This is a genomic window from Streptomyces sp. NPDC046197, assembly GCF_040646295.1.
Taxonomy (GTDB): domain Bacteria; phylum Actinomycetota; class Actinomycetes; order Streptomycetales; family Streptomycetaceae; genus Streptomyces.
Window position 1 is genome coordinate 1 of the sequence record NZ_JBEYZY010000021.1, and the last position, 21,262, is coordinate 21,262.

Annotated in this window: 18 protein-coding genes and 1 pseudogene; 13 read left to right on the forward strand and 6 right to left on the reverse strand. The window is 71.7% G+C overall.

What is annotated here, in order from left to right:
- The 4 genes from AB0A61_RS26535 to AB0A61_RS26550 all read left to right on the forward strand — a co-directional run.
- Positions 1-342 (forward strand): alpha-glucosidase C-terminal domain-containing protein (locus tag AB0A61_RS26535; protein ID WP_361297078.1); only part of this gene is annotated, 342 nt, incomplete at its 5' end.
- A 29-nt stretch (positions 343-371) separates the two neighbouring features.
- Complete coding sequence (locus AB0A61_RS26540) at positions 372-1,760, forward strand: maltokinase (RefSeq protein ID WP_361297081.1); 1,389 nt, start codon at positions 372-374, stop codon at positions 1,758-1,760.
- 4 nt (positions 1,761-1,764) lie between these two features.
- Complete coding sequence (gene glgB / locus AB0A61_RS26545; protein WP_361297084.1) at positions 1,765-3,990, forward strand: 1,4-alpha-glucan branching enzyme; 2,226 nt, start codon at positions 1,765-1,767, stop codon at positions 3,988-3,990.
- A 132-nt stretch (positions 3,991-4,122) separates the two neighbouring features.
- Positions 4,123-5,211 carry a glutamate--cysteine ligase gene (locus AB0A61_RS26550; protein ID WP_361297087.1) on the forward strand — a complete coding sequence of 363 codons (1,089 nt, stop codon included), beginning with the start codon at positions 4,123-4,125 and terminating at the stop codon, positions 5,209-5,211.
- A gap of 22 nt (positions 5,212-5,233) precedes the next feature.
- Here the strand turns inward: AB0A61_RS26550 and AB0A61_RS26555 are convergent.
- Positions 5,234-5,459: pseudogene (locus tag AB0A61_RS26555) on the reverse strand (DUF6480 family protein).
- Between the two features lie 153 nt (positions 5,460-5,612).
- Between AB0A61_RS26555 and AB0A61_RS26560 the strand changes: the two are divergent.
- The 5 genes from AB0A61_RS26560 (at position 5,613) to AB0A61_RS26580 (ending at position 9,475) form a co-directional block, all read left to right on the forward strand.
- Complete coding sequence (locus AB0A61_RS26560; protein WP_361297090.1) at positions 5,613-7,523, forward strand: AMP-dependent synthetase/ligase; 1,911 nt, start codon at positions 5,613-5,615, stop codon at positions 7,521-7,523.
- Positions 7,524-7,922: 399 nt separating this feature from the next.
- The gene (locus AB0A61_RS26565) at positions 7,923-8,087 is read left to right on the forward strand and encodes a hypothetical protein (RefSeq protein WP_361297093.1); all 165 of its coding nucleotides are present in this window, start codon (positions 7,923-7,925) and stop codon (positions 8,085-8,087) included.
- Between the two features lie 3 nt (positions 8,088-8,090).
- A complete protein-coding gene (locus AB0A61_RS26570) occupies positions 8,091-8,363 on the forward strand; it encodes a DUF4190 domain-containing protein (RefSeq protein ID WP_361297096.1) in 273 nt (90 codons plus the stop codon).
- Between the two features lie 119 nt (positions 8,364-8,482).
- Positions 8,483-8,911 carry a hypothetical protein gene (locus AB0A61_RS26575; RefSeq protein ID WP_361297099.1) on the forward strand — a complete coding sequence of 143 codons (429 nt, stop codon included), beginning with the start codon at positions 8,483-8,485 and terminating at the stop codon, positions 8,909-8,911.
- 129 nt (positions 8,912-9,040) lie between these two features.
- A complete protein-coding gene (locus AB0A61_RS26580; RefSeq protein WP_361297101.1) occupies positions 9,041-9,475 on the forward strand; it encodes an ATP-binding protein in 435 nt (144 codons plus the stop codon).
- Between the two features lie 28 nt (positions 9,476-9,503).
- Here AB0A61_RS26580 and AB0A61_RS26585 read toward each other — a convergent pair whose 3' ends face one another.
- The 4 genes from AB0A61_RS26585 to AB0A61_RS26600 all read right to left on the reverse strand — a co-directional run bounded on the left by AB0A61_RS26585 (position 9,504) and on the right by AB0A61_RS26600 (position 11,521).
- On the reverse strand, positions 9,504-10,022 hold the full coding sequence (locus AB0A61_RS26585) for an ATP-binding protein (protein WP_361297104.1): 519 nt from the start codon (positions 10,020-10,022) through the stop codon (positions 9,504-9,506).
- A gap of 65 nt (positions 10,023-10,087) precedes the next feature.
- Positions 10,088-10,459 carry an STAS domain-containing protein gene (locus AB0A61_RS26590; protein ID WP_361297107.1) on the reverse strand — a complete coding sequence of 124 codons (372 nt, stop codon included), beginning with the start codon at positions 10,457-10,459 and terminating at the stop codon, positions 10,088-10,090.
- 142 nt (positions 10,460-10,601) lie between these two features.
- Positions 10,602-10,973: a PRC-barrel domain containing protein gene (locus tag AB0A61_RS26595; protein ID WP_361297110.1), complete on the reverse strand. Its 372-nt coding sequence runs from the start codon at positions 10,971-10,973 to the stop codon at positions 10,602-10,604.
- A gap of 164 nt (positions 10,974-11,137) precedes the next feature.
- Positions 11,138-11,521: an STAS domain-containing protein gene (locus tag AB0A61_RS26600; RefSeq protein WP_361297113.1), complete on the reverse strand. Its 384-nt coding sequence runs from the start codon at positions 11,519-11,521 to the stop codon at positions 11,138-11,140.
- Positions 11,522-11,904: 383 nt separating this feature from the next.
- Between AB0A61_RS26600 and AB0A61_RS26605 the strand changes: the two genes are divergently transcribed.
- From AB0A61_RS26605 to AB0A61_RS26620, 4 genes are all read left to right on the forward strand, one after another.
- Positions 11,905-16,182, forward strand: coding sequence for a HAMP domain-containing protein (locus AB0A61_RS26605; protein WP_361297116.1), 4,278 nt, complete (start codon positions 11,905-11,907; stop codon positions 16,180-16,182).
- A gap of 223 nt (positions 16,183-16,405) precedes the next feature.
- Positions 16,406-18,772, forward strand: coding sequence for a SpoIIE family protein phosphatase (locus tag AB0A61_RS26610; RefSeq protein ID WP_361297458.1), 2,367 nt, complete (start codon positions 16,406-16,408; stop codon positions 18,770-18,772).
- A 103-nt stretch (positions 18,773-18,875) separates the two neighbouring features.
- The gene (locus AB0A61_RS26615; RefSeq protein ID WP_361297119.1) at positions 18,876-19,760 is read left to right on the forward strand and encodes an SDR family oxidoreductase; all 885 of its coding nucleotides are present in this window, start codon (positions 18,876-18,878) and stop codon (positions 19,758-19,760) included.
- A 327-nt stretch (positions 19,761-20,087) separates the two neighbouring features.
- Positions 20,088-20,507 (forward strand): STAS domain-containing protein, encoded by a 420-nt coding sequence (locus AB0A61_RS26620; RefSeq protein WP_361297121.1) that lies wholly within the window; start codon positions 20,088-20,090, stop codon positions 20,505-20,507.
- A gap of 142 nt (positions 20,508-20,649) precedes the next feature.
- Here AB0A61_RS26620 and AB0A61_RS26625 read toward each other — a convergent pair whose 3' ends face one another.
- Positions 20,650-21,084 (reverse strand): MarR family transcriptional regulator, encoded by a 435-nt coding sequence (locus AB0A61_RS26625; protein ID WP_361297124.1) that lies wholly within the window; start codon positions 21,082-21,084, stop codon positions 20,650-20,652.
- Positions 21,085-21,262 lie beyond the last annotated feature (178 nt).

The following is a 21,262-nucleotide window of genomic DNA, read 5'->3' on the forward strand; positions in this document are numbered from 1 at the left end:
TCGCTGCTGCACTGGACCCGGCGCATGATCGAGATCCGCAAGCAGAACCCCGCCTTCGGCCTCGGCTCCTACACCGAACTGCAGTCCTCCAACCCCGCGGTCATCGCCTTCCTGCGCGAGTACAAGGACGATCTCGTGCTCTGCGTGAACAACTTCTCCCGGTTCGCCCAGCCCACCGAGCTGGACCTGCGCGTCTACGACGGGCGGCACCCGGTCGAGCTGATCGGCGGGGTCCGCTTTCCGGCCATCGGGGAACTTCCCTACCTGCTGACCCTGGCGGGACACGGCTTCTACTGGTTCCGGCTCACCCGAGTCGCATCCCGGATCGGCCGACGAGTTTGAGCGTGTGGCCGACGAAAGGAGGCGTGACCATGCCGAAGACCGCACCCCTCCAGCCGAGTACCACGGGTCTCGCCGGGCCCATGGCCTCGCTCGGTTCACTGCTGCGTGAATGGCTGCCGCACCAGCGCTGGTTCGCGGGCAAGGACCGGCCCGTCACCGACCTGCGCCTGCTGTCCACGACGGAGCTGTTCCCGGGCTGTCTGCATCTGCTGGTCCACGCCGAACACACGGGTGTCCCCACCGGCCACGGTGGTGTCCCCGCGCCCACCGGAACATCCCTGCCGCCGCCCGCCGACTGCTACCAACTGCTGCTCGGCATACGGGAACAGCCGGCCCCACGCCTGCACCGGGCCCTCATCGGGCGGGCCGAGGACGGGCCGCTGGCAGGACTGGCGATCTACGACGCACTGTACGACCCGCGCTCGGCTCAGCTGCTCCTGGAGCGGCTGCGCCACCCCGGCACGTCCGGCCCCCTGCGCTTCGAGGCGGACCCGTCCGTGCCGATCCCCGGCGGGCTCGTGCCCCGGCTGCTGGACGCCGAACAGTCCAACTCCTCGATCGTGTACGGCGACGAGTTCATCCTGAAGGTCTTCCGCCGTATCCAGCCCGGCGTCAACCCTGACCTGGAGGTGCCGTGGGCGCTCGCCCGGCAGGGCTGCCACCGCGTCCCCGCTCCGGTGGCCTGGCTGCGGACGACCCGGCCCCAGGCGGCGACGCTCGGCGTGCTCCAGCCGTTCCTGCGGGACGCCTCCGACGGCTGGACGCTCGCGCTGCGCGCGCTGGCCACCGGAGGCGACTTCACCGCCCAGGCACACGAGTTGGGGCAGGCGACGGCGGAGGTGCACCTGGCACTGGCCGGCGCCTTCCCCACCGGTGTCCACGGGGACGTGGCACGGACGGCGACGGCGATGACCGAGCGCCTGGAGGCCGCCGCGCACAGTGTGCCCGCGCTCCGGCCCTACGCGGCCCGGCTGCGCACCGCCTTCGCCGCGCTCGCCAGCTGCGACGCCGGACCGTCCGCCCAGCGCATCCACGGCGACCTGCACCTGGGCCAGGTGCTGCGGGCCGGACGCGAGTGGTTCGTCATCGACTTCGAGGGCGAGCCGTCCCGCCCGCTCGCCGATCGGCGCACCCCCGAGTCGCCGGTGCGGGACGTGGCGGGCATGCTGCGCTCCTTCGACTACGCCGCCCGCCAGCGCCGCCCCTGGCGCCCGGAGTGGGCGCGCCGCTGCCGGGAGGCCTACTGCGCCGGCTACGCCTCGCGGGCCGGCTGGGACCCCCGTAAGAAACACGCCCTGCTGCGGGCCTACGAGACGGACCGTGCCGTGTACGAAGTGCTGTACGAGGCCCGGCACCGCCCCGACTGGCTCGCCGTACCGATGGCGGCGATCGAACGTCTCGCCGTGAGAGGAGGCTGAACCGGTGGTACTGCGCGACAACCCCCAGCTTTCCGAGCCGTCCGGCCCGCTCCCGCCCGCTTCGGGCGCCGGCGGGACGGCCCCGCCCCTGGACCCTGCCGACCGTGAACGCCTTCTGTCCGGCGCCCACCACGACCCGCACGCGCTGCTCGGCGCGCACCCGGTCCCCGGCGGGATCGTCCTCCGGGCGCTGCGTCCCTTCGCCCGCGCGGTGAGCGTGGTGATCGACGGCGAGCGCACTCCGCTCGCCTCCGAGGGCGACGGCCTCTTCTCGGCCGTACTGCCGCTGGAGTCGATCCCCGCGTACACACTGCGGGTCGCCTACGAGCAGGAGGAGCACGAGGTCCACGACCCCTACCGCTTCCTGCCCGCCCTCGGCGAGCTCGACCTGCACCTGATCCGGGAGGGCCGGCACGAGCAGCTGTGGAAGGCGCTCGGCGCGGAGCCGATGACCCACCAGGGCGTGGCCGGCACCCGGTTCACGGTGTGGGCGCCCAACGCCCGCGGGGTCCGGGTGGCCGGTGACTTCACCTTCTGGGACGGTACGGCGTTTCCGATGCGGTCCCTCGGCGCCTCCGGCGTGTGGGAGCTGTTCCTGCCGGGCGTCGGCGAGGGGGCGCGGTACAAGTTCGAGATCACCTCGCAGTACGGCGGCCGTTTCCTCAAGGCGGACCCGATGGCGCGCCGCACGGAGCTGCCGCCCGCGACGGCGTCCGTGGTGACGGCCACCCACCACGAGTGGGGCGACCAGGGGTGGATGGCGCACCGGGCGGACGTCCCGGTGCACGAGGCGCCGTTCTCGGTGTACGAGGTCCACCTGCCCTCCTGGCGGCCGGGGCTGACGTACCGCGAACTGGCCGAGCAGCTACCGGCGTACGTGAAGGACCTGGGCTTCACCCACGTGGAGCTGATGCCGGTCGCCGAGCACCCCTTCGGCGGCTCCTGGGGCTACCAGGTCACCTCCTACTACGCCCCGACCGCCCGTCTGGGCTCCCCGGACGACTTCCGGTACTTCGTCGACGCCTGCCACCGGGCCGGCCTCGGTGTGATCATGGACTGGGTACCGGCCCACTTCCCGAAGGACGACTGGGCGCTGGCCCGCTTCGACGGTGACCCGCTGTACGAACCCGGGAACGACCAGCGGGCCGAGCACCCGGACTGGGGGACGTACGAGTTCGACTACGCCCGCACCGAGGTGCGCAACTTCCTCGTCTCCAACGCCGTCTACTGGTGCGAGGAGTTCCACATCGACGGCCTGCGGGTGGACGCCGTGGCCTCCATGCTCTACCTCGACTACTCGCGCGACTCCGGCCAGTGGACCCCCAACGTGTACGGGGGCCGGGAGGACCTGGACGCGATGGCGTTCCTGCAGGAGATGAACGCCACCGTGTACCGGCGGGCACCGGGCGTGGTGACCATCGCCGAGGAGTCCACCGCCTGGGGCGGAGTGACCGCGCCGACCGACCGCGGCGGTCTCGGCTTCGGGCTGAAGTGGAACATGGGCTGGATGCACGACTCGCTGCAGTACATGAGCCACGAGCCCGTTCACCGCAAGTACCACCACCACGAGATGACCTTCTCGATGGTGTACGCCTACAGCGAGAACTACGTCCTGCCCATCTCCCACGACGAGGTGGTGCACGGCAAGCAGGCACTCGTGTCGAAGATGCCCGGCGACTGGTGGCAGCGGCGCGCCAACCACCGGGCCTACCTGGGCTTCATGTGGGCGCACCCCGGCAAGCAACTGCTCTTCATGGGGCAGGAGTTCGCCCAGGGAGCCGAATGGTCCGCGGAGCACGGCCCCGAGTGGTGGCTGCTCGAGGACGGTCACTGCGCCGCGGGCGACCACCGTGGTGTGCGGGACCTGGTGCGTGACCTCAACACGCGCTACCGGGCCACCGCGGCCCTGTGGCAGCGCGACACCCGGCCCGAGGGATTCCGATGGGTGGCCGTGGACGCGGCGGACGACAACGTCTTCGCGTTCCTGCGCTTCGACGCCGAGGGCACCCCGCTGCTGGCGGTCTCCCACTTCTCCCCCGTCGTCCGCCACGACTACCGCCTCGACGTGCCCGACGACGTCACCGCCTGGTGCGAGGTCCTGAACACCGACGCCGCGCGCTACGGCGGCAGCGACGTCACCAACTCGGACCCCGTCAAGCCCGAGGACGGGCACATCCGCCTCACGCTGCCGCCCCTGGCCACGGTCTGGCTGACGCCGTACACCGTGTGAGCCGGACCGCCCGGGGCAGGCTCCCGGTCCGCCGGCCGCGCCCAGGTGTCCGGCAGCCGTCCAGGGGCAGTCGGGTCGTACGACCCGGCGACCGACCGGTGTCGCGGCAGGCGGACGGAAAGGCGGCAAGAGGTGCGGACCGTCGGAGTGGAGGAGGAACTCCTCCTGGTCGACCCGGAGACCGGCGAGCCCAGGGCGGTGTCCGCCGCGGTGCTCGCCCGGGCCGCGCAGGTGGACGCGGCCCAGGACGTCTTCGAGAAGGAGCTCTACGGCCAGATGCTGGAGTTCGCCACCCATCCGCAGACGGACATGGCCAAGCTCGGCGAGGAGATCGTCCGCTGCCGTAAGGAGGCGGCCCGCCACGCCGGGCAGATCGGCTGCACGGTGGCCGCGCTGGCCACCTCGCCCCTGCCGGTCAGCCCCTCCATCGGCATGAACGACCGCTACCAGTGGATGGCCGGGCAGTACGGCATAGCGACGCGGGAGCAGCTCGTCTGCGGCTGCCACGTCCACGTGGCCGTGGAGTCCGACGAGGAGGGTGTCGCGGTCGTCGACCGCGTCCGCCCCTGGCTGCCGGTACTCGTCGCGATCAGCGCCAACTCGCCCTTCTGGCAGGGCAGCGACAGCGGCTACGACAGCTACCGCAGCCGGGTGTGGGGCCGCTGGCCGTCGGCCGGTCCGACCGAGCTGTTCGGGTCGCCCGAGCGGTACCACCGGCGGGTCGCGGACATGGTGGCCACGGGGGTGATCCTCGACGAGGCGATGGTGTACTTCGACGCCCGTCTGTCGGAGCGGTATCCGACGGTGGAGATCCGGGTCTCGGACGTGTGCCTGCACGCGGAGACCGCCCGGCTGATCGCCACGCTCGCCCGCGGGCTCGTGGAGACCGCCGCGCGCGAGTGGCGGGCGGGCACCGGGCCGGTGGACCACAGCGTGAGCCTGCTGAGGCTGGCCACGTGGCAGGCGGCGCGAGCGGGGCTGTCGGGCGAGCTGCTCCATCCGGCGACGATGCGGCGGCTGCCGGCCCAGTCGGTGGTGCGGGCGCTGCTGGAGCACACCGGGGACGCGCTCGCCGACATGGGTGACCTCGACCGGGCGCGCGAGGCCGTGGACGAGTTGCTGCGGCGCGGCAACGGCGCCCGGGTGCAGCGGGAGCTCATGGAGCGGACGGGCAGCCTCAGGGACGTCGTCACCGAGTGCGTGCGCCACACACAGGGGTGAGGCGCCGCCGGGGCCGCCGGTCTCAGCGCGTCAGGACCAGTGCGTAGGCCAGGAAGAAGGCCGCGACCAGCACGACGAAGGAGGATCAGGGCGAGTGGCCCTTTCGCCCAGCCCTTGGGCGGAGGGGTCCGGGGCAGTGTCTCGGGCAGGCTGCTCTCGGCGGGCGGGGTCTCGCCCGGTGGCACGCTCCCGCTGGGCTCCAGCCCGGGGGTTCGTTCGGGATCGGGGTCTGGATTGATGTGACTCATGCCCTCCGGGTCCCCAGCGCGGGCCGAGATCAACAAAACGGGGCTACTTGCCGGTTCCGGGCACCGCCGGGCACCGGCCTGGGCTACATTCGACCAGCGTCGACAACGGTACTCGTCGGCGGAGTCACCCTCCGTACACCCCAGGAGCAGTGCATGCGCGACTTCGCCCTCGCTCCGCCCGCCGTCCCGTCCCCGACCGGTGGGCTCGCCGACAGTGTCTTCGAGGCGGCGGAGCTCCGGCCGACCCTGCCGGTGCTTGCGCGCCGGCCGGACGACTCCTCCTCCGCCTGGGAGGAGGTGACCGCCGTGGAGCTGCGCGACGAGGTGGCCGATCTGGCCAGAGGACTGGTCGCGTCCGGCATCTCGCCCGGCCGGCGTGTGGCGATCATGGCGCGCACCAGGTACGAGTGGACGGTTCTCAGCTACGCGCTGTGGTCGGTCGGGGCCGAGGTGGTGCCCGTCTATCCGACGTCCTCGCGCGACCAGGTGGAGTGGATCCTGCGGGACTCCGGCTGCGTCGCCGTGGTCGTCGAGGACGAGCAGGGCGTCATGACGGTCGGCTCCGTCTGCGCCACGCTGCCCGAGCTGCGGCACGTGTGGCAACTGGACGCCGGTGCGCTGGCGCAGCTGGCGGAACGGGGCGCCACGATCCCGCCGACGACGGTAGACTCGCTGCGCCGGATCGTGCTGCCGGACGCCACCGCGGTGATCGCCTACACCTCCGGCACCACGGGGCACGCCATGGGGTGCGCGCTGAGCCACCGTGCGCTGGCCACCCCGTGCGACACGATGCTGGCGGGCTGGGGCCACACGGCCACGCCCCCAGGGGGCGGACAGGGGTCGGTCCTCGCCTTCCTGCCCTTCTCCCACGTATACGGCCTGATGATCCAGGTCCTGTGCGTCCGCGGCGGCGTTCTGATGGGCCACGAACCCGAGATGAGCGAGGCGGCTCTGTCCTCGGCGCTGCGCTCGTTCCGGCCGACCTACTTCTTCGCCGTGCCGTCGGTCTTCGAGAAGATCTACAAGAACTTCCTGCGCACGGCCCAACAGTCGGGCAGGGGCGCGCTGTTCGAGCGGGCGGCGCAGACGGCGCGGGACTTCGCCACGGCCCTGGAACGGCAGCGGCTGGGCCGCGGCTCGGGCCCCGGGCTCGATCTGCGACTGCAACGCGCCTTGTACGAGCGGACGGTGTACCGGAAGCTGCGGGGGGCGCTCGGCGGCAGAACCCTGCGCGCGACCTCCGGCGGCTCACCCCTCAGCCGGGAACTGTCGCTGTTCTACGAGGGCATCGGCATCTACGTGAACGACGGTTACGGCCTGACGGAGACCGGGGGCGGGATCACCGTACAGCCGCTCGGCCGGGAGAAGTCCGGCACCGTCGGCAAGGCACTGCCGGGCATCGAACTCCAGGTGGCCGACGACGGGGAGATCCTGGTACGGGGGCCGTCGGTGTTCCAGGGCTACGTCAACGACGGCGCCGCGACCCGGTCCGCGCTGCGCGGCGGCTGGCTGGCCACCGGGGACATCGGGCACCTGGACGCCGAGGGCTATCTGACGATCACGGGGCGCAAGAAGGACATCATCGTCACCAGCGGCGGCAAGAGCGTGGCTCCGGCCCTGCTGGAGCAGCGACTGCGGATGCATCCGCTGGTCCACCAGGCAGTGGTCGTGGGGGACAACCGCCCCTGCGTGGGCGCACTGATCACGCTGGACCCGAAGTTCCTCGCGCACTGGCGGACGGCCCTGGCGCTGCAGGCCGACACGCCGGGCCGGGAGGCCCGTGAGGAGAACGCCCTGCGCGAGGAGATCGGTCGGGCGGTCGCGGCGGCCAACAGCGCCGTCTCCCGCTCGGAGTCCATCCGGGTCTTCCGGGTGCTCCCCGAGCCGTTCGACGTGGCCAGCGGGCTGCTCACGCCGTCGATGAAGCTGCGCCGGGACGCCATAGTGCGGCACTACGCCTTCGAGATCGACGCCATGTACCGGGCACGCGGCCGCGCCCCGAGCCGGCCCGCGCAGTACGACCCGGCGGCCGACTGGGACGACTCGGACAACGTCTTCCGCTGAGCGGGGCGCGAGGAGATACGGCGATCGCCCGTCCGCAGGCGGGAGTTGACGGATCACCGGCGCGCAGTCGGGAGTTGACGGATCACCGGCCGCACAGGCGGGAGTTGACGGACCGCCGGCCGCGCAGGCGGGAGTTGACGGATCACCGGCGCACAGGCGGGAGTTGACGGATCACCGGCGCACAGGCGGGAGTTGACGGATCACCGGCGCGCAGGCGGGAGTTGACGGACCGCCGGCCGCACAGGCGGGAGTTGACGGACCGCCGGCCGCACAGGCGTCTTACGGACAACTTCGGGTGCGCCACGCGTGATGTCGGGCGCGCGGGAAACCCGTCCTGCCATGTTCACGAAGCATCGGATTCCGTTGGTCCCCGTCCTGGTCCGGAACGGGAGGTGAGCGATGCTCTTCCTGGTCGCCGCACTCCTGTTGCTGGCCGTGGTCCTCGGCTCGGTGGCCTACCTGCCCTGGCCCGTCAGCCTGGTCCTCGGCGCGGTCGTCGTCGGCTGGCTGGCGGTCTTCACCGTGCGTGAACGCCGACGCAGGTCGCGAGCGAGGAGGGCCTGAACCATGCACCTGACAGCACCGCCCCGGCAGAACACCGGCAGGCGGGACACCGAAGGGATGGCCGTCGCCTCCTTCGTCCTCGGCCTGGTCGGTCTGGTGGTCCTGAACCTCGTCCTGGGGCCGATGGCCATCGCCCTGGCCCTGATCGCCCTGCGAAGGGACACCCCCCGCCGCTTCCGGGCCCGGCTCGGGCTCGGGCTCGGTGTGGCGGACCTGCTGATACTCGCCGTCCTGCTGACCGTGAACGGCGGCGCGACCTGGACCGCCTTCGGCTGAGCGCGGCGGCGGGCGGCAGGGAGCGGGCGCCAGGAAACGGGCGAAGGCCGGGTTTACATCCGGCTGTTCGACGTATCCGAGTGAAGAACCTGTGCACACCCGTACGAGGAGCTCCGCCCATGACGCATCACCGCCGCCGTCAACTCCTGTGTGTCACGTGGGCCGTCGTGGTCGGCGCCGTGGCTCTGTGGAGCCTCGGCCACCGGCTCCTGACGCCCGCTTCCGTGCTGACCCCGGGAGCGCTGATCCTGCTGGTGGCCGCCGCGCTCGCGGGGAGGTCCCACCGGCCGGTACTCGGCGGGCACCGGCGCGCCAGACGTACCGCGCTGATCGACACGCCGCGGGCCGCGCCCGCCCGGCTGTGCCGCTCCTTCCGGCGCGCCCCCGAAGGCGCCGCCCACGGTCCGGGCCGCGCCCGTGGCCGGCGCGCCGCGGGCGACGCGACACGCGCGTGGCAGGACCTTCACGACGCGTGCTGTCTGCGCGGCTGGGAGTCCCGGGGAGCCGTGCACGACCCCGGCGGGTGTGTGCGCCGAGCGTCCGCCTGAAGCGGTCCTGGCGTGCCGCCATTCCCCCTGCCTGCCGACGCGTAGGGTGCACGCCCATGGGAACTAGACAGTGGGACGGAAGGGAAAGCAAGGACGACGTCCAGCTTTACGCTGGGCCGGGAAGGCGAGATGGCAGTCGAGCCGCGTGGAGACGACACACTGGCTACCGAGGGCATTCCGATGCGCACCACCCGCTTCACGGGTGAGTTGCATCACGTGACGGGTGCGCGCCTCGCGGCGGAGGAGTTCCTCGACGACCTGGCTCGTACCTCTCCTCCGGCGGCGCCGGAGCACTGGGACGACATCCTCCTGGTCGTCACGGAGCTCGCCGCGAACGCGGTGCAGTATGCCCCGGGCCCGTTCGAGCTGCGCATGCGCCGGACCTTCGACGGGGTGCACGTGACGCTGAGCGACACCAGCACCACAGCGCCCGCCCCGCGCCCGTTCCATCCGAGCCGCGGCGGTGGCGGGATCGGCTGGCACCTGGTGCACACCCTGTGCGACCAGGTCAGCGTGGTGACCAACGACCACGGCAAGGACGTACACGTCTTCCTGCCCTGGTGAGCGCCGGGCCGCGTCCGCAAGCGTGGGCCTAGGCCGACAGCCCTTCGTCGGGTGATGGTTCCAGGGCGTTCCGCAGCGGCACCAGCACGCTGGTGGTCTTGCCGCCCCCGGGGCGCCGGTCGATCACGATCTCCCGCGCCAGGCGGATGATCAGCGGCCAGCCGTACCCGCTGCCGTGGTGCCCGAGGGGAAGAGCGCCGGACCCGTAGGCGACCGCGGGGACGACGTCGCTGTTGTCGTGCACGGCGAGCCGTACCCCCTCGTCCGTGGGGACCACCTCGAAGCCCGCGAGTCCGTCGCCGTGCCGGATGGCGTTGGTGACGAGTTCGGAGACGACGAGCAGCAGATCGATGACGTCCTCCTCGCGTGCCCTGCGCGAGGAGGAGTCCCACTGCCCACGCACCACCGACTGCGCGTACATGCGCGCCGTCGCGGCGTTCGTCACCGGGGCCACCACGGCCGGCGCCCCGTCCAGTACCCGGTCTGCCCGGTCTGCCCGGTCTGCCCGGTCGAACAACGCGGAGCCTGCCGCGTCCATGGGGTCCATGCGTGTCGTGTCCCTGAGATCGGCCCATCGGGTACGGGCGTCCGCGCCCGGGCGTTCGTCCTTCCTCACCGCTCGGTCACCGCCCAGGGCACCTCCATCGCCGAGTGCACGTCGTCGGCGAGGACGAAGTGCCCCGCGGTCCCGGTCACATCGAACAACCTTCCCAGGCCCGTGCTGAACGGCCCCGCCAGTACCATCAGCAGACCGCGCTGCCGGTGCGCCCGCTGGGCCTGGAGGAGAGCGTGCAGGATGGCCGAATCGGCGAACGCCGTCCCGGAGAGGTCGACGATCGTCCGGACGGTCCCCGTGCACAGGCCGGCGTCCAGTTGCCGGACCAGGCACGGCGCGCTCTCGCTGTCGATCTCGCCGCTCACCCGCAGGACGAAGGCGTCCCGGTGGACGGACGACGTCACGAGGGGGTCCCGCTCGTCGGCCATCGGCACACTCCTCCTGTTCGGCACTGTGAACGCGACGTGCGGTCCAGGGGTTGCTCCGGCATAGGAGCGCCCTCCCGGTCGCGGTCGCGGATCCGTCGTCGGCACTCGTACGGGGACGTGTGTCCCGCTGCTGCGCATGGTGTCAGGCGGTGGTGGTCTCGCGGGGCGGAAGGCGGTGGTAGTAGTCGCCCACCCGCCGCAGATACTCCGGATCCATGGTCTCGCTGTCGATCCGGAACCGCGGCGCCGCCTTGATCTCCCCTCTGGAGCACCCCACGGCCACTCTGCGCTCCCCCGGCTCGATGCCGGTGACGACGCCGACCGGTATGAGGACGCTCTTGCCGAACACCCAGACGCCGGTGTCGACGACGAGGTGCCGCATGCCGAAGTGGTCGGCCTCCCGGTCCACATGGCCGATCGTTCCGTCGTAGGCGACGACGGTGAAGCCGGTCAGGTCCAGTCCCTCGACGCGACCGGCCTGCGGCGGGTACGACCAGATTCTGTCGATGGCCACACTGCCCCTTCCTCCCCGGGCTGACGGGTCATGAGCCGGCCGGCCGTCCCGGCCCCTCGGCTCCACAGCAGCAACTACCCTGCTTCCGCAGCGGCATTCGGGGGTCCCAAGAGGCCTGTCGTGCGGGACGGCACGAGCGGGACGGAGTGCGGCCCCGCCGCGGTTCAGTCCTTCCCCGGGCGGGGCTCATCGCCGGTGTCCGGACAGGGGGCGGTGAGCAGTTCGAGCGTGCCCGTCATGTCGAGCAGGCGGTCCAGCGCGGCCGGGCGCTCCTCCAAGCGGAGTCCGACGCCCGCCTCGTCGGTCCGGCGCCGGATCCGCAGCAGCGCGGACAGGCCCGAGGAGTCGATGTTCTGCAGTCCGGAGAAATCCAGCCGCAGCTCGCCGATCCGGTGTCGTGCGGCATGACGCCGGGCGAGCAGCGAGACGACCGTGTCCAGGAGGTCACCGTGTGTCTCGAAGTCGAGGTCACCGGCTATGCGCACCACGACGTCGGGCGGCCGTGTTTCGACGGAGAGGTTGAAGGGTGATGGCGGCAATGTGGTCATACGGGCATTCCGGGGCCGGGGGTCTTCCGGGCAGGCAGTGTGCTGGTCCAGCGCTTTTCGCGCCAGGGTGAGCGTACGGCAGACGTACACCGCCACTCTTGCCAGGCCTGTTCACGGCGGGACAGTGGTGCCCCGAACCCGTCCGGTTACCCCCGTTTCCTGAGGTCATGCCGCGGTGCACGGAGGTGATTTTCCGGACGGGTGACATCGATGCGATGCTTTGTCCGGAGCGGCCGCAGTGGGTTAGCCTGCGGCGTCTTTTCTCATCGCGCAGATCCGTGACATGCGGAAATGCACGCACGACATCGCGGCCCACGGTGGCCCGGTGAGGGTTCCGAGTCCTCGTCCTGCGGGGACTCCCGGGGAGCGGGACGAGGGTAGTCATGACCAGGGACAGGACCGAGGTCCTGGACGCCGTACCGGGCGACCAGGAGCTGACACAGCTGCTGGCCGGTCTGACGGCCGTGCGGGACGGCGACTTCGGCACACGGCTGCCCGAGGACGCCGACGGGTTGATGGGCGACATCGCGACCGTGTTCAACGGCATGGTCGACCAGTTGTCCGTGTTCACCTCCGAAGTCACCCGTGTCGCCCGCGAGGTCGGCACCGAGGGCACGCTCGGCGGGCAGGCGGAGGTGCCCGGGGTGTCGGGCACTTGGGCCGACCTGACCGACTCGGTCAACGCCATGGCGGGCAACCTCACCACCCAGGTCCGCGACATCGCCCAGGTGGCGACGGCGGTGGCCAAGGGCGACCTCTCCCAGAAGATCGACGTGCCCGCCCGCGGCGAGATCCTGCAGCTGAAGGAGACCGTCAACACGATGGTCGACCAGCTCTCCGCCTTCGCCGACGAGGTCACCCGCGTCGCCCGCGAGGTCGGCACCGAAGGCCGCCTCGGCGGCCAGGCCAAGGTGCCCGGTGTCGCGGGGGTCTGGCGGGACCTGACCGACTCGGTGAACTTCATGGCGGGCAACCTCACCGCCCAGGTCCGCAACGTCGCCCAGGTGACCACGGCGGTGGCCAAGGGCGACCTCTCCCAGAAGATCACCGTCGACGCCCGCGGCGAGATCCTCGAACTGAAGAACACCATCAACACGATGGTCGACCAGCTCTCCGCCTTCGCCGACGAGGTCACCCGCGTCGCCCGCGAGGTCGGCACCGAAGGACGCCTCGGCGGCCAGGCCCATGTGCGGGGCGTGTCGGGGACCTGGCGGGACCTGACCGACTCGGTGAACTTCATGGCGGGCAACCTCACCGCCCAGGTCCGCAACGTCGCCCAGGTCGCCACGGCGGTTGCCCAGGGCGACCTCTCCCAGAAGATCACCGTCGACGCCCGCGGCGAGATCCTCGAACTGAAGAACACCATCAACACGATGGTCGACCAGCTCTCCGCCTTCGCCGACGAGGTCACCCGCGTCGCCCGCGAGGTCGGCACCGAAGGACGCCTCGGCGGCCAGGCCCATGTGCGGGGCGTGTCGGGGACCTGGAAGGACCTCACCGACAACGTCAACGTGATGGCGTCGAACCTGACCGGTCAGGTCCGCTCCATCGCCCAGGTCGCCACCGCCGTCGCCCGCGGCGACCTGTCGCGGAAGATCACGGTCGAGGCGGCCGGCGAGGTCGCGGCGCTGGCCGACGTCATCAACACGATGGTCGACACGCTGTCGGCCTTCGCCGACGAGGTCACCCGCGTCGCCCGCGAGGTCGGCACCGAAGGACGCCTCGGCGGCCAGGCCCATGTGCCCAACGTGGCGGGCACCTGGAAGGACCTCACCGACAACGTCAACTCGATGGCCAACAACCTCACCGGCCAGGTGCGCAACATCGCGCTGGTGACGACCGCTGTGGCCAAGGGCGACCTGTCGAAGAAGATCGACGTCGACGCGCGAGGAGAGATCCTCGAACTCAAGACCACCATCAACACGATGGTCGACCAGCTCTCCGCCTTCGCCGACGAGGTCACCCGCGTCGCCCGCGAGGTCGGCACCGAAGGACGCCTCGGCGGCCAGGCCGAGGTGGAGGGCGTCTCGGGCACCTGGAAGCGGCTGACGGAGAACGTCAACGAGCTGGCCGGAAACCTCACCCGCCAGGTGCGCGCCATCGCCGAGGTCGCCAGCGCCGTGGCCGAGGGGGATCTGACCCGGTCGATCACCGTGGATGCCTCCGGGGAGGTCGCCGAACTCAAGGACAACATCAACTCCATGGTCGGGTCCCTGCGCGAGACCACCCGGGCCAACCAGGAGCAGGACTGGCTCAAGACCAACCTCGCGCGGATCGCCGGTCTGATGCAGGGGCACCGTGACCTGCCCATGGTGGCCGAGCTGATCATGGAGGAGCTGACGCCCCTGGTGTCCGCGCAGTACGGGGCCTTCTACCTCGCCGAGGACGGCGAGCGTGGACCCGAGCTGCGGCTCGTCGGCTCCTACGGCCGGCCGGACGACGACGAGCGGCCCACCCGCTTCTCGTTCGGCCGCTCGCTGGTCGGCCAGGCCGCGCGCAGCCGCCGTACCATCACGGTCGACGAGCTGCCGCGGGGTTACGTCACCATCTCCTCCGGGCTCGGCCAGGCCGTGCCGACCGCGCTGGTCCTGCTGCCGATCCTGTTCGAGGACCAGGTCCTCGGTGTCATCGAACTCGCTTCGGTGACCCCCTTCACCACCATCCACCAGGACTTCCTGGAGCAGCTGAGGGATTCCATCGGCGTCAACGTCAACACCATCGTGGCCAACGCCCGCACCGACGAGCTGCTGGACGAGTCGCAGCGCCTGACGGCCGAACTGCAGGCCCGTTCGGCCGAGTTGCAGGCCCAGCAGGAGGAACTGCAGCATTCCAACGCCGAACTGGAGGAGAAGGCGTCGCTGCTGGCGGCGCAGAACCGCGACATCGAGGCGAAGAATCTGCAGATCGAACAGGCACGGCAGGAGCTGGAGGCCCGTGCCCAGCAGCTGTCGCTGGCCTCCAAGTACAAGTCGGAGTTCCTGGCGAACATGAGCCACGAGCTGCGCACCCCGCTCAACAGCCTGCTCATCCTGGCCCAGTTGCTGGCGCAGAACCCCTCGCGCAACCTCACTCCCAAGCAGGTGGAGTACGCGGGCATCATCCACTCCGCGGGCTCGGACCTGCTGCAGCTGATCAACGACATCCTCGATCTGTCGAAGGTCGAGGCCGGCAAGATGGACGTCAGCCCGGAGCGGGTGTCGCTGCGCCAGCTCATCGAGTACGTCGAGGCCACCTTCCGTCCGATGACGACCCAGAAGGGCCTGGAGTTCGCGGTGACCACCGCGGCCGGGGCGCCCGCGGACCTGCTCACCGACGACTCCCGGCTGCGCCAGGTCCTGCGCAACCTGCTCTCCAACGCGGTCAAGTTCACCGAGCAGGGCAGCGTCGAGCTGTGCATCGAGCCCGCGGCGGACGGGGAGGTGCCCCAGGCGGTCGTGCAGGGCGGTGCCGTCGTGGCGTTCCGGGTGAAGGACACCGGCATCGGCATCCAGGAGCAGCACCTGGAGACGATCTTCGGCGCGTTCCAGCAGGCCGACGGCACCACGAGCCGCAAGTACGGAGGGACCGGCCTCGGTCTGTCCATCACCCGGGAGATCGCACATCTGCTGGGGGGTGCGGTCACCGTGGACAGCGCTCCTGGGCGGGGCAGCACCTTCACGCTCTTCCTGCCCGTGGCCCGTCCCGACTTCGAGCAGTTGCCCGCCGGCGGCCGGGCAGCGCAGGAGGAGCCGGCCGGATCCGTCCCGGCCGCGAGGGCTGCCCAGCTCCCCGCGGGGCCGCGGGTGGCGGCCGGGCAGCGCAGACGCCGCCTGCTGGTCGTGGAGGAGCGGCCGCGCGGCCTGCTCACCCTGGTCGCCGAGAGCGTGGTGGCGGACGTGGCCCGGCACAGCCCGGACGACGGTGCGGCGCTGCCCGCGATGGACGTCATCACGGCCGTCGGGGCCCAGGAGGCGGCGGGCACACTGGCCGCCGAGCCCTGCCACTGTGTCGTCCTCGACCTGGACATGCCCGACGGTGAGGCGTCCCGGTTCCTGCGGGCGCTGCAAGGGGACTCGGCGCTGGCGGGCGTGCCGGTGCTCGTCCACAGCGGTCAGCGGCCGGACGTGGCGCGGGCCGAGGCGCTCCGGTCGCACGCGGACGACGGGTCGCTGGAGTTCCTCTCCAGCCTGGACGAACTGCGCGAGCGCATCGCGCTGCACCTGTCGGCCGAGGAGCCGGGAGACGTGCTCACCCTGGTCCGTGGCGAAGAGCCGCAGGACCTGGCACCGGAGCCGGTCGACGGCTCCTTCGCCGGGCGCACCGTACTCGTCGTCGACGACGACGCGCGCAACCTCTTCGCGCTCAGCGGGATCCTGGAGCTCTACGGGTTCCGGGTGCTGCACGCGGAGAACGGGCGCAAGGGCATCGAGACGCTGCAGGACAACCCGGACGTCGCGCTGGTGCTGATGGACGTGATGATGCCGGAGATGGACGGCTACACCGCCACGGCGGAGATCCGCAAGGTGCCCCGGTACGCCGATCTGCCGATCATCGCCGTCACCGCCAAGGCGATGCCCGGCGACCGGGAGAAGTCCCTGGCGTCGGGCGCCAGCGACTACGTCACCAAGCCCGTCGACACCCACGACCTCATCGCCTGCGTCCGGCGCTGGCTGTCCGCGTGAGCGCGGCGGCGCCCCTCCCGCCCTCCGGCGGAGCGGGGCCGGCCGGGCGCGGCCGCTGCCGCACCCGAGGGTCATCCAGCCGAGGAGCATTCGCATCGTGAGCACCTCCGAGCAGCCGAGCGAGCCGGCCGGCGCCGGGCCGCACCCCGGCGACGAGCCGAGCCCGGACCCGCTCGCGTTCCCGGCACACACGGCCACCCCCGACGGCCTGACAACTCCCGCGGTGGATCCGCCGTCCCTGGATCTGGCGGGCGTCTCCCCCACCTCGCCCGTCGGCCGGCTCGCCGCCACGGTGGACCGGCTGCATCGCGAGGTGCGGGCGGCGCACGCCGAGGCGGAGGGCCGGGCCCTGATCGAACTCGCCAAGGGCATCCTGGTCGAGCGGCTCGGCTGCGGTCCGGCGCAGGCGGCCCGGCAGCTCGCGGAGCTGACCGAGCAGGCCAAGGTCAGTGCGCTGGAGTTCGCGGTGGAGGTCATCAACCAGGCCGCCCGCGACCGGGTTTCCGAGGTCACGGACGCCTTCCTCGCCGCGGCCGCGGGCCGGACCGAGGCGGAGCGCGGGTCGGCCGCCGTACGGCTGCGCGCCGCGGAGAGCGGTGCACTGGCCGCAGACGACACCCAGGCCGTCGCCGACTCCCTGCTGGAGCACGCGCTGCGCCCGCTCGGCGCGGTGGCCGTGGCGGTCTGGGCGGCGGACGCCGACGGCTCGCTCACCCTGGCGGGCAGCGCCGGCTTCTCACCGGCCGAGGCCACCCGGTGGCGTTACGTACCGCCGGAGGTGGCCACCGTGGCGCGGCGGGGTCTGACCGAGCGGGCCGGCCTGTGGTTCGCCTCGCTGGCCGAGACCGGCCTGCCCACCATCGGGCGCCGACTCCACCCGGACGGCGGCCGCGTCGCGGTGCCGGCCGGCACCTGGGGGCGGATCCACGGTGTGCTGGAGATCGCCTGGCCCGGGCCGCTGGGGCCACAACCGCCCCAGGTCGTGCGCCAGGTGGAGGCCCTGGCCGAGCTGTGCGCGCACACGTTGGAGACGTCCACGCCGCCCCACGACCCGGATCCGCAGCCGTGGGTCCTGCCGGACGCCGCCGAGCTCATGGACCTGGCCGACGGGCTGCACGACCCCGCCCTGGTCCTGGTGCCGCACATCGACGACTCGGGTCGGCTGGTGGACTTCCGCATCCAGCACGTCAACATCCGCTTCCTCGACCCGGCGGGCCGTCCGCGCGCGATGGTGAGCGGCGCGCTGCTGCTGGAGGCCTACCCCATGACCGCCGGGAAGAGCGAGCTGTTCCAGCGCATCGAGCGGGTGTACGCGACGGGCAAGCCGTTCCGGGCACAGCGCATGCACCTCACCGCGCTCGTCGACCAGGTGTCGCTGTCCGCGGTCGCGGACATCAGCATCAGCCGGCACGGCAGCAGCGTGCTCCTGATCTGGCGTATCGAGGACGAGACGGCCCGGCTGGCGAGCCTGCTCCAGCATGCCCAGCGGCTGGGCCGCATCGGTGGCTTCGAGGAGAACCTGCTGACGGGTGAGATCACCTGGAACGACCAGCTGTTCCACCTCTACGGGCGCCCCGTGTCGAGCACTCCGCTGTCCCTGGAGGAGCTGCCGGCCCACGCCCACCCGGACGACGCGGTGGCCATCGGCCGGTTCCTGCGCACCTTGCTGCACCACCGCCGGCCGGCCTCCGCGGCCTTCCGGCTGCAACGGCCGGACGGGGTGACCCGCCACATCCGGGTCGTCGCCGAGCCGGTTCTCGACACCGACGGCCGGCTGCTCGTCGTCCGCGGGGCCTATCAGGACATCTCGGCGCAGCACTGGACGGAGGTCGCGCTGGCCGCCACCCGCGACCAGCTCGCCCACACCGAACAGCAGGCCACGGAACGCAACCGGCTGGCCCTGCAGCTGCAGCACGCGATCATGCCTCCGACGCAGGCGCCGCTGGAGGTGCCCGAGCTGGAGGTGGCCGTGCGCTACCGGCCGGCGGAGACCGAACAACTGGTCGGCGGCGACTGGTACGACACCGTGGTGCTGCCCTCCGGGCTGGTGCTGCTGTGCGTGGGTGACGTCGCCGGGCACGGCATCGAGGCCGCGACCAGCATGGTCGTGCTGCGCAACGCGCTGCGCGGCCTGGCGGTGACCGGCGCGGGCCCGGGCCAGCTGCTCTCCTGGCTCAACACCGTGGCCCACCATCTCACCGGTTCGGTCACGGCCACCGCGGTCTGCGCCCTGTACGACCCGGACCGGCACACGCTGCGCTGGGCCCGGGGCGGCCATTTGCCGCCGGTGCTGGTCCGCGGCGCGGAGGCGGCCCCGCTGCCCCTGGTCAAGGGCATGCTGCTGGGCGCGGTGCCCGAGGCCGACTACGAGGAGGCCGAGGTGCAGCTCGCGCCGGAGGACACGCTGCTGATGTACACCGACGGTCTGATCGAGCGCCGGGACCGTTCGGTGGAGGAGTCGCTGACCCATCTGCTGACCACGGTCCGTACGGCGCCCAGGACCCTGGACCAGCAACTGGACCGCCTGCTGACGTACAGCAAGTCGGACACGGACGACGACACCTGCCTCGTGGGCATCCGGGTCACGTAGCACGCCGGCCGCCCGTTTCGCCGGGTGTGCGTCGTGCGCTCCGGGGCACCTGGACGCGGCGGCGCACGCCCGGCCGAGCAGGGCGTTCCCTTGGAGGTGCACCATGACCGACGACCGTCAGCAGGACCCGACGGCGCAGCATCCGCGGCCGGAGTTCCCGCAGCAGGACCAGGAGCACCCGGGCTGGACCGGGCCGATGGATCCGCCGCCGGACCACGGCGAGGAGTCCTACCGGGGCTGCGGCCTGCTCACCGATCGCAAGACGCTGCTGACGGGCGGCGACTCGGGCATCGGGCGGGCCGTGGCGATCGCCTTCGCACGGGAGGGCGCGGACGTGGTGTTCACCTACCTGCCCGAGGAGGAGAAGGAGGCCCGGGAGACCGCCCGGCTGGTCGAGGACGCCGGGCGCAAGGCGGTCCCGGTGGCGTGCGACATCCGCGAGGAGCGGCGGTGCCGGGAGCTGGTGGACCGTACCGTCGCCGAGTTCGGCCGCATCGATGTGCTGATCAACAACGCGGCGTACCAGATGTCCCAGCCGGACGGCATCACGGCCGTCTCCACCGAGCAGTTCGACCGCGTGATGCGCACGAACCTGTACGGCATGTTCTGGCTGTGCAAGTTCTCCGTGCCGCACATGCGCGGGGGCTCGTCGATCATCAACACCACGTCCGTGCAGGCCTACAAGCCGAGCCCGCACCTGCTGGACTACGCCACGACCAAGGGCGCCATCGTCACCTTCACCCAGGGGCTGGCGCAGATGCTGGCCAAGGACGGGATCCGCGTCAACGCCGTGGCGCCGGGACCGGTGTGGACGCCGCTGATCCCGGCGACGCTGCCGGACACCCGGGAGTTCGGCAAGCAGGCGCCGATCGGGAGGCCCGCCCAGCCGGCCGAGCTGGCACCGGCGTACGTGTACCTGGCCTCGCAGCGGGCGAGTTGCGTCACGGCCGAGATCCTCAACGCCACCGGTGGCACGCCGCTGCCCTGACTGCCTCCGGCGGCACGCCGCCGGGTTCGGCCGCCGGGCGGCCGCGGCGTCACCGGCCCCGCCGCCGGACGGTTCCCGAGCGGCGGTGCATGCCGGTCACGTTCGGGGGTACACGCGGGTGCGCGGTGAGATCCACAAGACCGCAGGTGGTGGGTACAGCAGGGACTCGACGTCCGCGGCACGTCCCCTGCCGTCCTGCGGCTCGGACGGTTCACCGGTCGTCGGCGCCGATGAGAGGTTGATCACGGCGTCGATCGGAACCGGTGTGCATCGAAGTCGCCGACAGGGGTAACCACCCCTGGCCGTCAGCACTCGTTGGAGGTACTCGTGCCCATTGCCCAGAACCCGTTGTCCGTCGAGGTCACCCTGCCTCGCGAGGACGTCGCCCTGCTCACGGTCGAGGGCTACCTGGACGTCGACACCGCGACCGAGTTGCAGGCCCATCTGGCCAACCAGCTCCATCACGGCCGGCGCCATTTCCTGTTCGACCTGTCCAGCGTGCCCTTCATGGACTCCTCGGGGATGAACATCATCCTGCGGTTGTACCAGGAGGTCCGCGACCGCCCGGGGAGCGTGCACATCATCGCCCCCGCTCCGGCCGTGCGGCGCATCCTGGACCTCACGGGTGTCAGCATCACGGTGCCGGTTTCGGAGAGCGCCGAGGAGGCGCTCGCCCTGGTCGACCGGCAGCACGAGCAGCTCCAGCAGCCCGAGCATCCTCAGGAGCCCGAGGAGCAGCAGGCCTGAGGGTCCGCTCCCTGCGGGAGCGCGCGTGGGCGGGTGCGAAGGCGGGCACAACAGTTGCCGTTTGACAACTGTAGTCCCGAGGCAACAAAGTGAGCGGGGCAGTCACGCGGAAAGGACCAGGGATGTGGCGGCAGGGGGCCCGTCAGGCCGTACGGGCGTCGTCCGACGCGTCGTCCTCGTGGATCTGTGCCGAGGCGGCGGCACAGAACGCCTCGAGTCCGGTCAGCAGCGCGGCCCGCTTGGCCGCCGGCATCTGCTCCAGCACGGACTGGACGGCGGCCTCCCGGCGGGACCTCAGGTCGGTCAGGAACGCGCGGCTCCGGCGGCTGAGGTACAGCTGGAGCTCGCGGCGGCTGCTGACGGCGGCCTCCCGCCGTACGAAGCCCACCGCCTCCAGCCGGTCGCACAGCCGGCTCGTGGACGGCGGCGTGGAGCCCAGCGCGTCGGCGAGGGTACGCAGGTTGATGCCTTCGTTGTGTTCCAGGATGAACAGCACCCGCAGCTGGGAGGCGGAGACCGGCGCCGTCGAAGCGCGACCCCACAGGACCTCCAGCAGCTCTGCAGCCTCTGAGGTCACACACGCCACCTCGTGGGGCTGCGGGCGCGGGTAGGAGGACGTCACGCACACACTCTCGCAGGCTTCTTCGACGCTGTCAGCTCACCGGTGGCCGTGACGGCGGCCGGGACACGGATCACAACGAACCGGCGGGGTCTGGGCCAGCTACGGCACGCACGTGACACCGCCGCACACAGAG

Coding starts and splice junctions, on each gene's coding strand:
- AB0A61_RS26540 (WP_361297081.1), top strand. CDS start 372: ATGCCGAAGACCGCACCCCTCCAGCCGAGTACCACGGGTCTCGCCGGG.
- AB0A61_RS26560 (WP_361297090.1), top strand. CDS start 5,613: ATGCGCGACTTCGCCCTCGCTCCGCCCGCCGTCCCGTCCCCGACCGGT.
- AB0A61_RS26565 (WP_361297093.1), top strand. CDS start 7,923: ATGCTCTTCCTGGTCGCCGCACTCCTGTTGCTGGCCGTGGTCCTCGGC.
- AB0A61_RS26570 (WP_361297096.1), top strand. CDS start 8,091: ATGCACCTGACAGCACCGCCCCGGCAGAACACCGGCAGGCGGGACACC.
- AB0A61_RS26575 (WP_361297099.1), top strand. CDS start 8,483: ATGACGCATCACCGCCGCCGTCAACTCCTGTGTGTCACGTGGGCCGTC.
- AB0A61_RS26580 (WP_361297101.1), top strand. CDS start 9,041: ATGGCAGTCGAGCCGCGTGGAGACGACACACTGGCTACCGAGGGCATT.
- AB0A61_RS26585 (WP_361297104.1), bottom strand. CDS start 10,022: ATGGACCCCATGGACGCGGCAGGCTCCGCGTTGTTCGACCGGGCAGAC.
- AB0A61_RS26590 (WP_361297107.1), bottom strand. CDS start 10,459: ATGGCCGACGAGCGGGACCCCCTCGTGACGTCGTCCGTCCACCGGGAC.
- AB0A61_RS26600 (WP_361297113.1), bottom strand. CDS start 11,521: ATGACCACATTGCCGCCATCACCCTTCAACCTCTCCGTCGAAACACGG.
- AB0A61_RS26605 (WP_361297116.1), top strand. CDS start 11,905: ATGACCAGGGACAGGACCGAGGTCCTGGACGCCGTACCGGGCGACCAG.
- AB0A61_RS26615 (WP_361297119.1), top strand. CDS start 18,876: ATGACCGACGACCGTCAGCAGGACCCGACGGCGCAGCATCCGCGGCCG.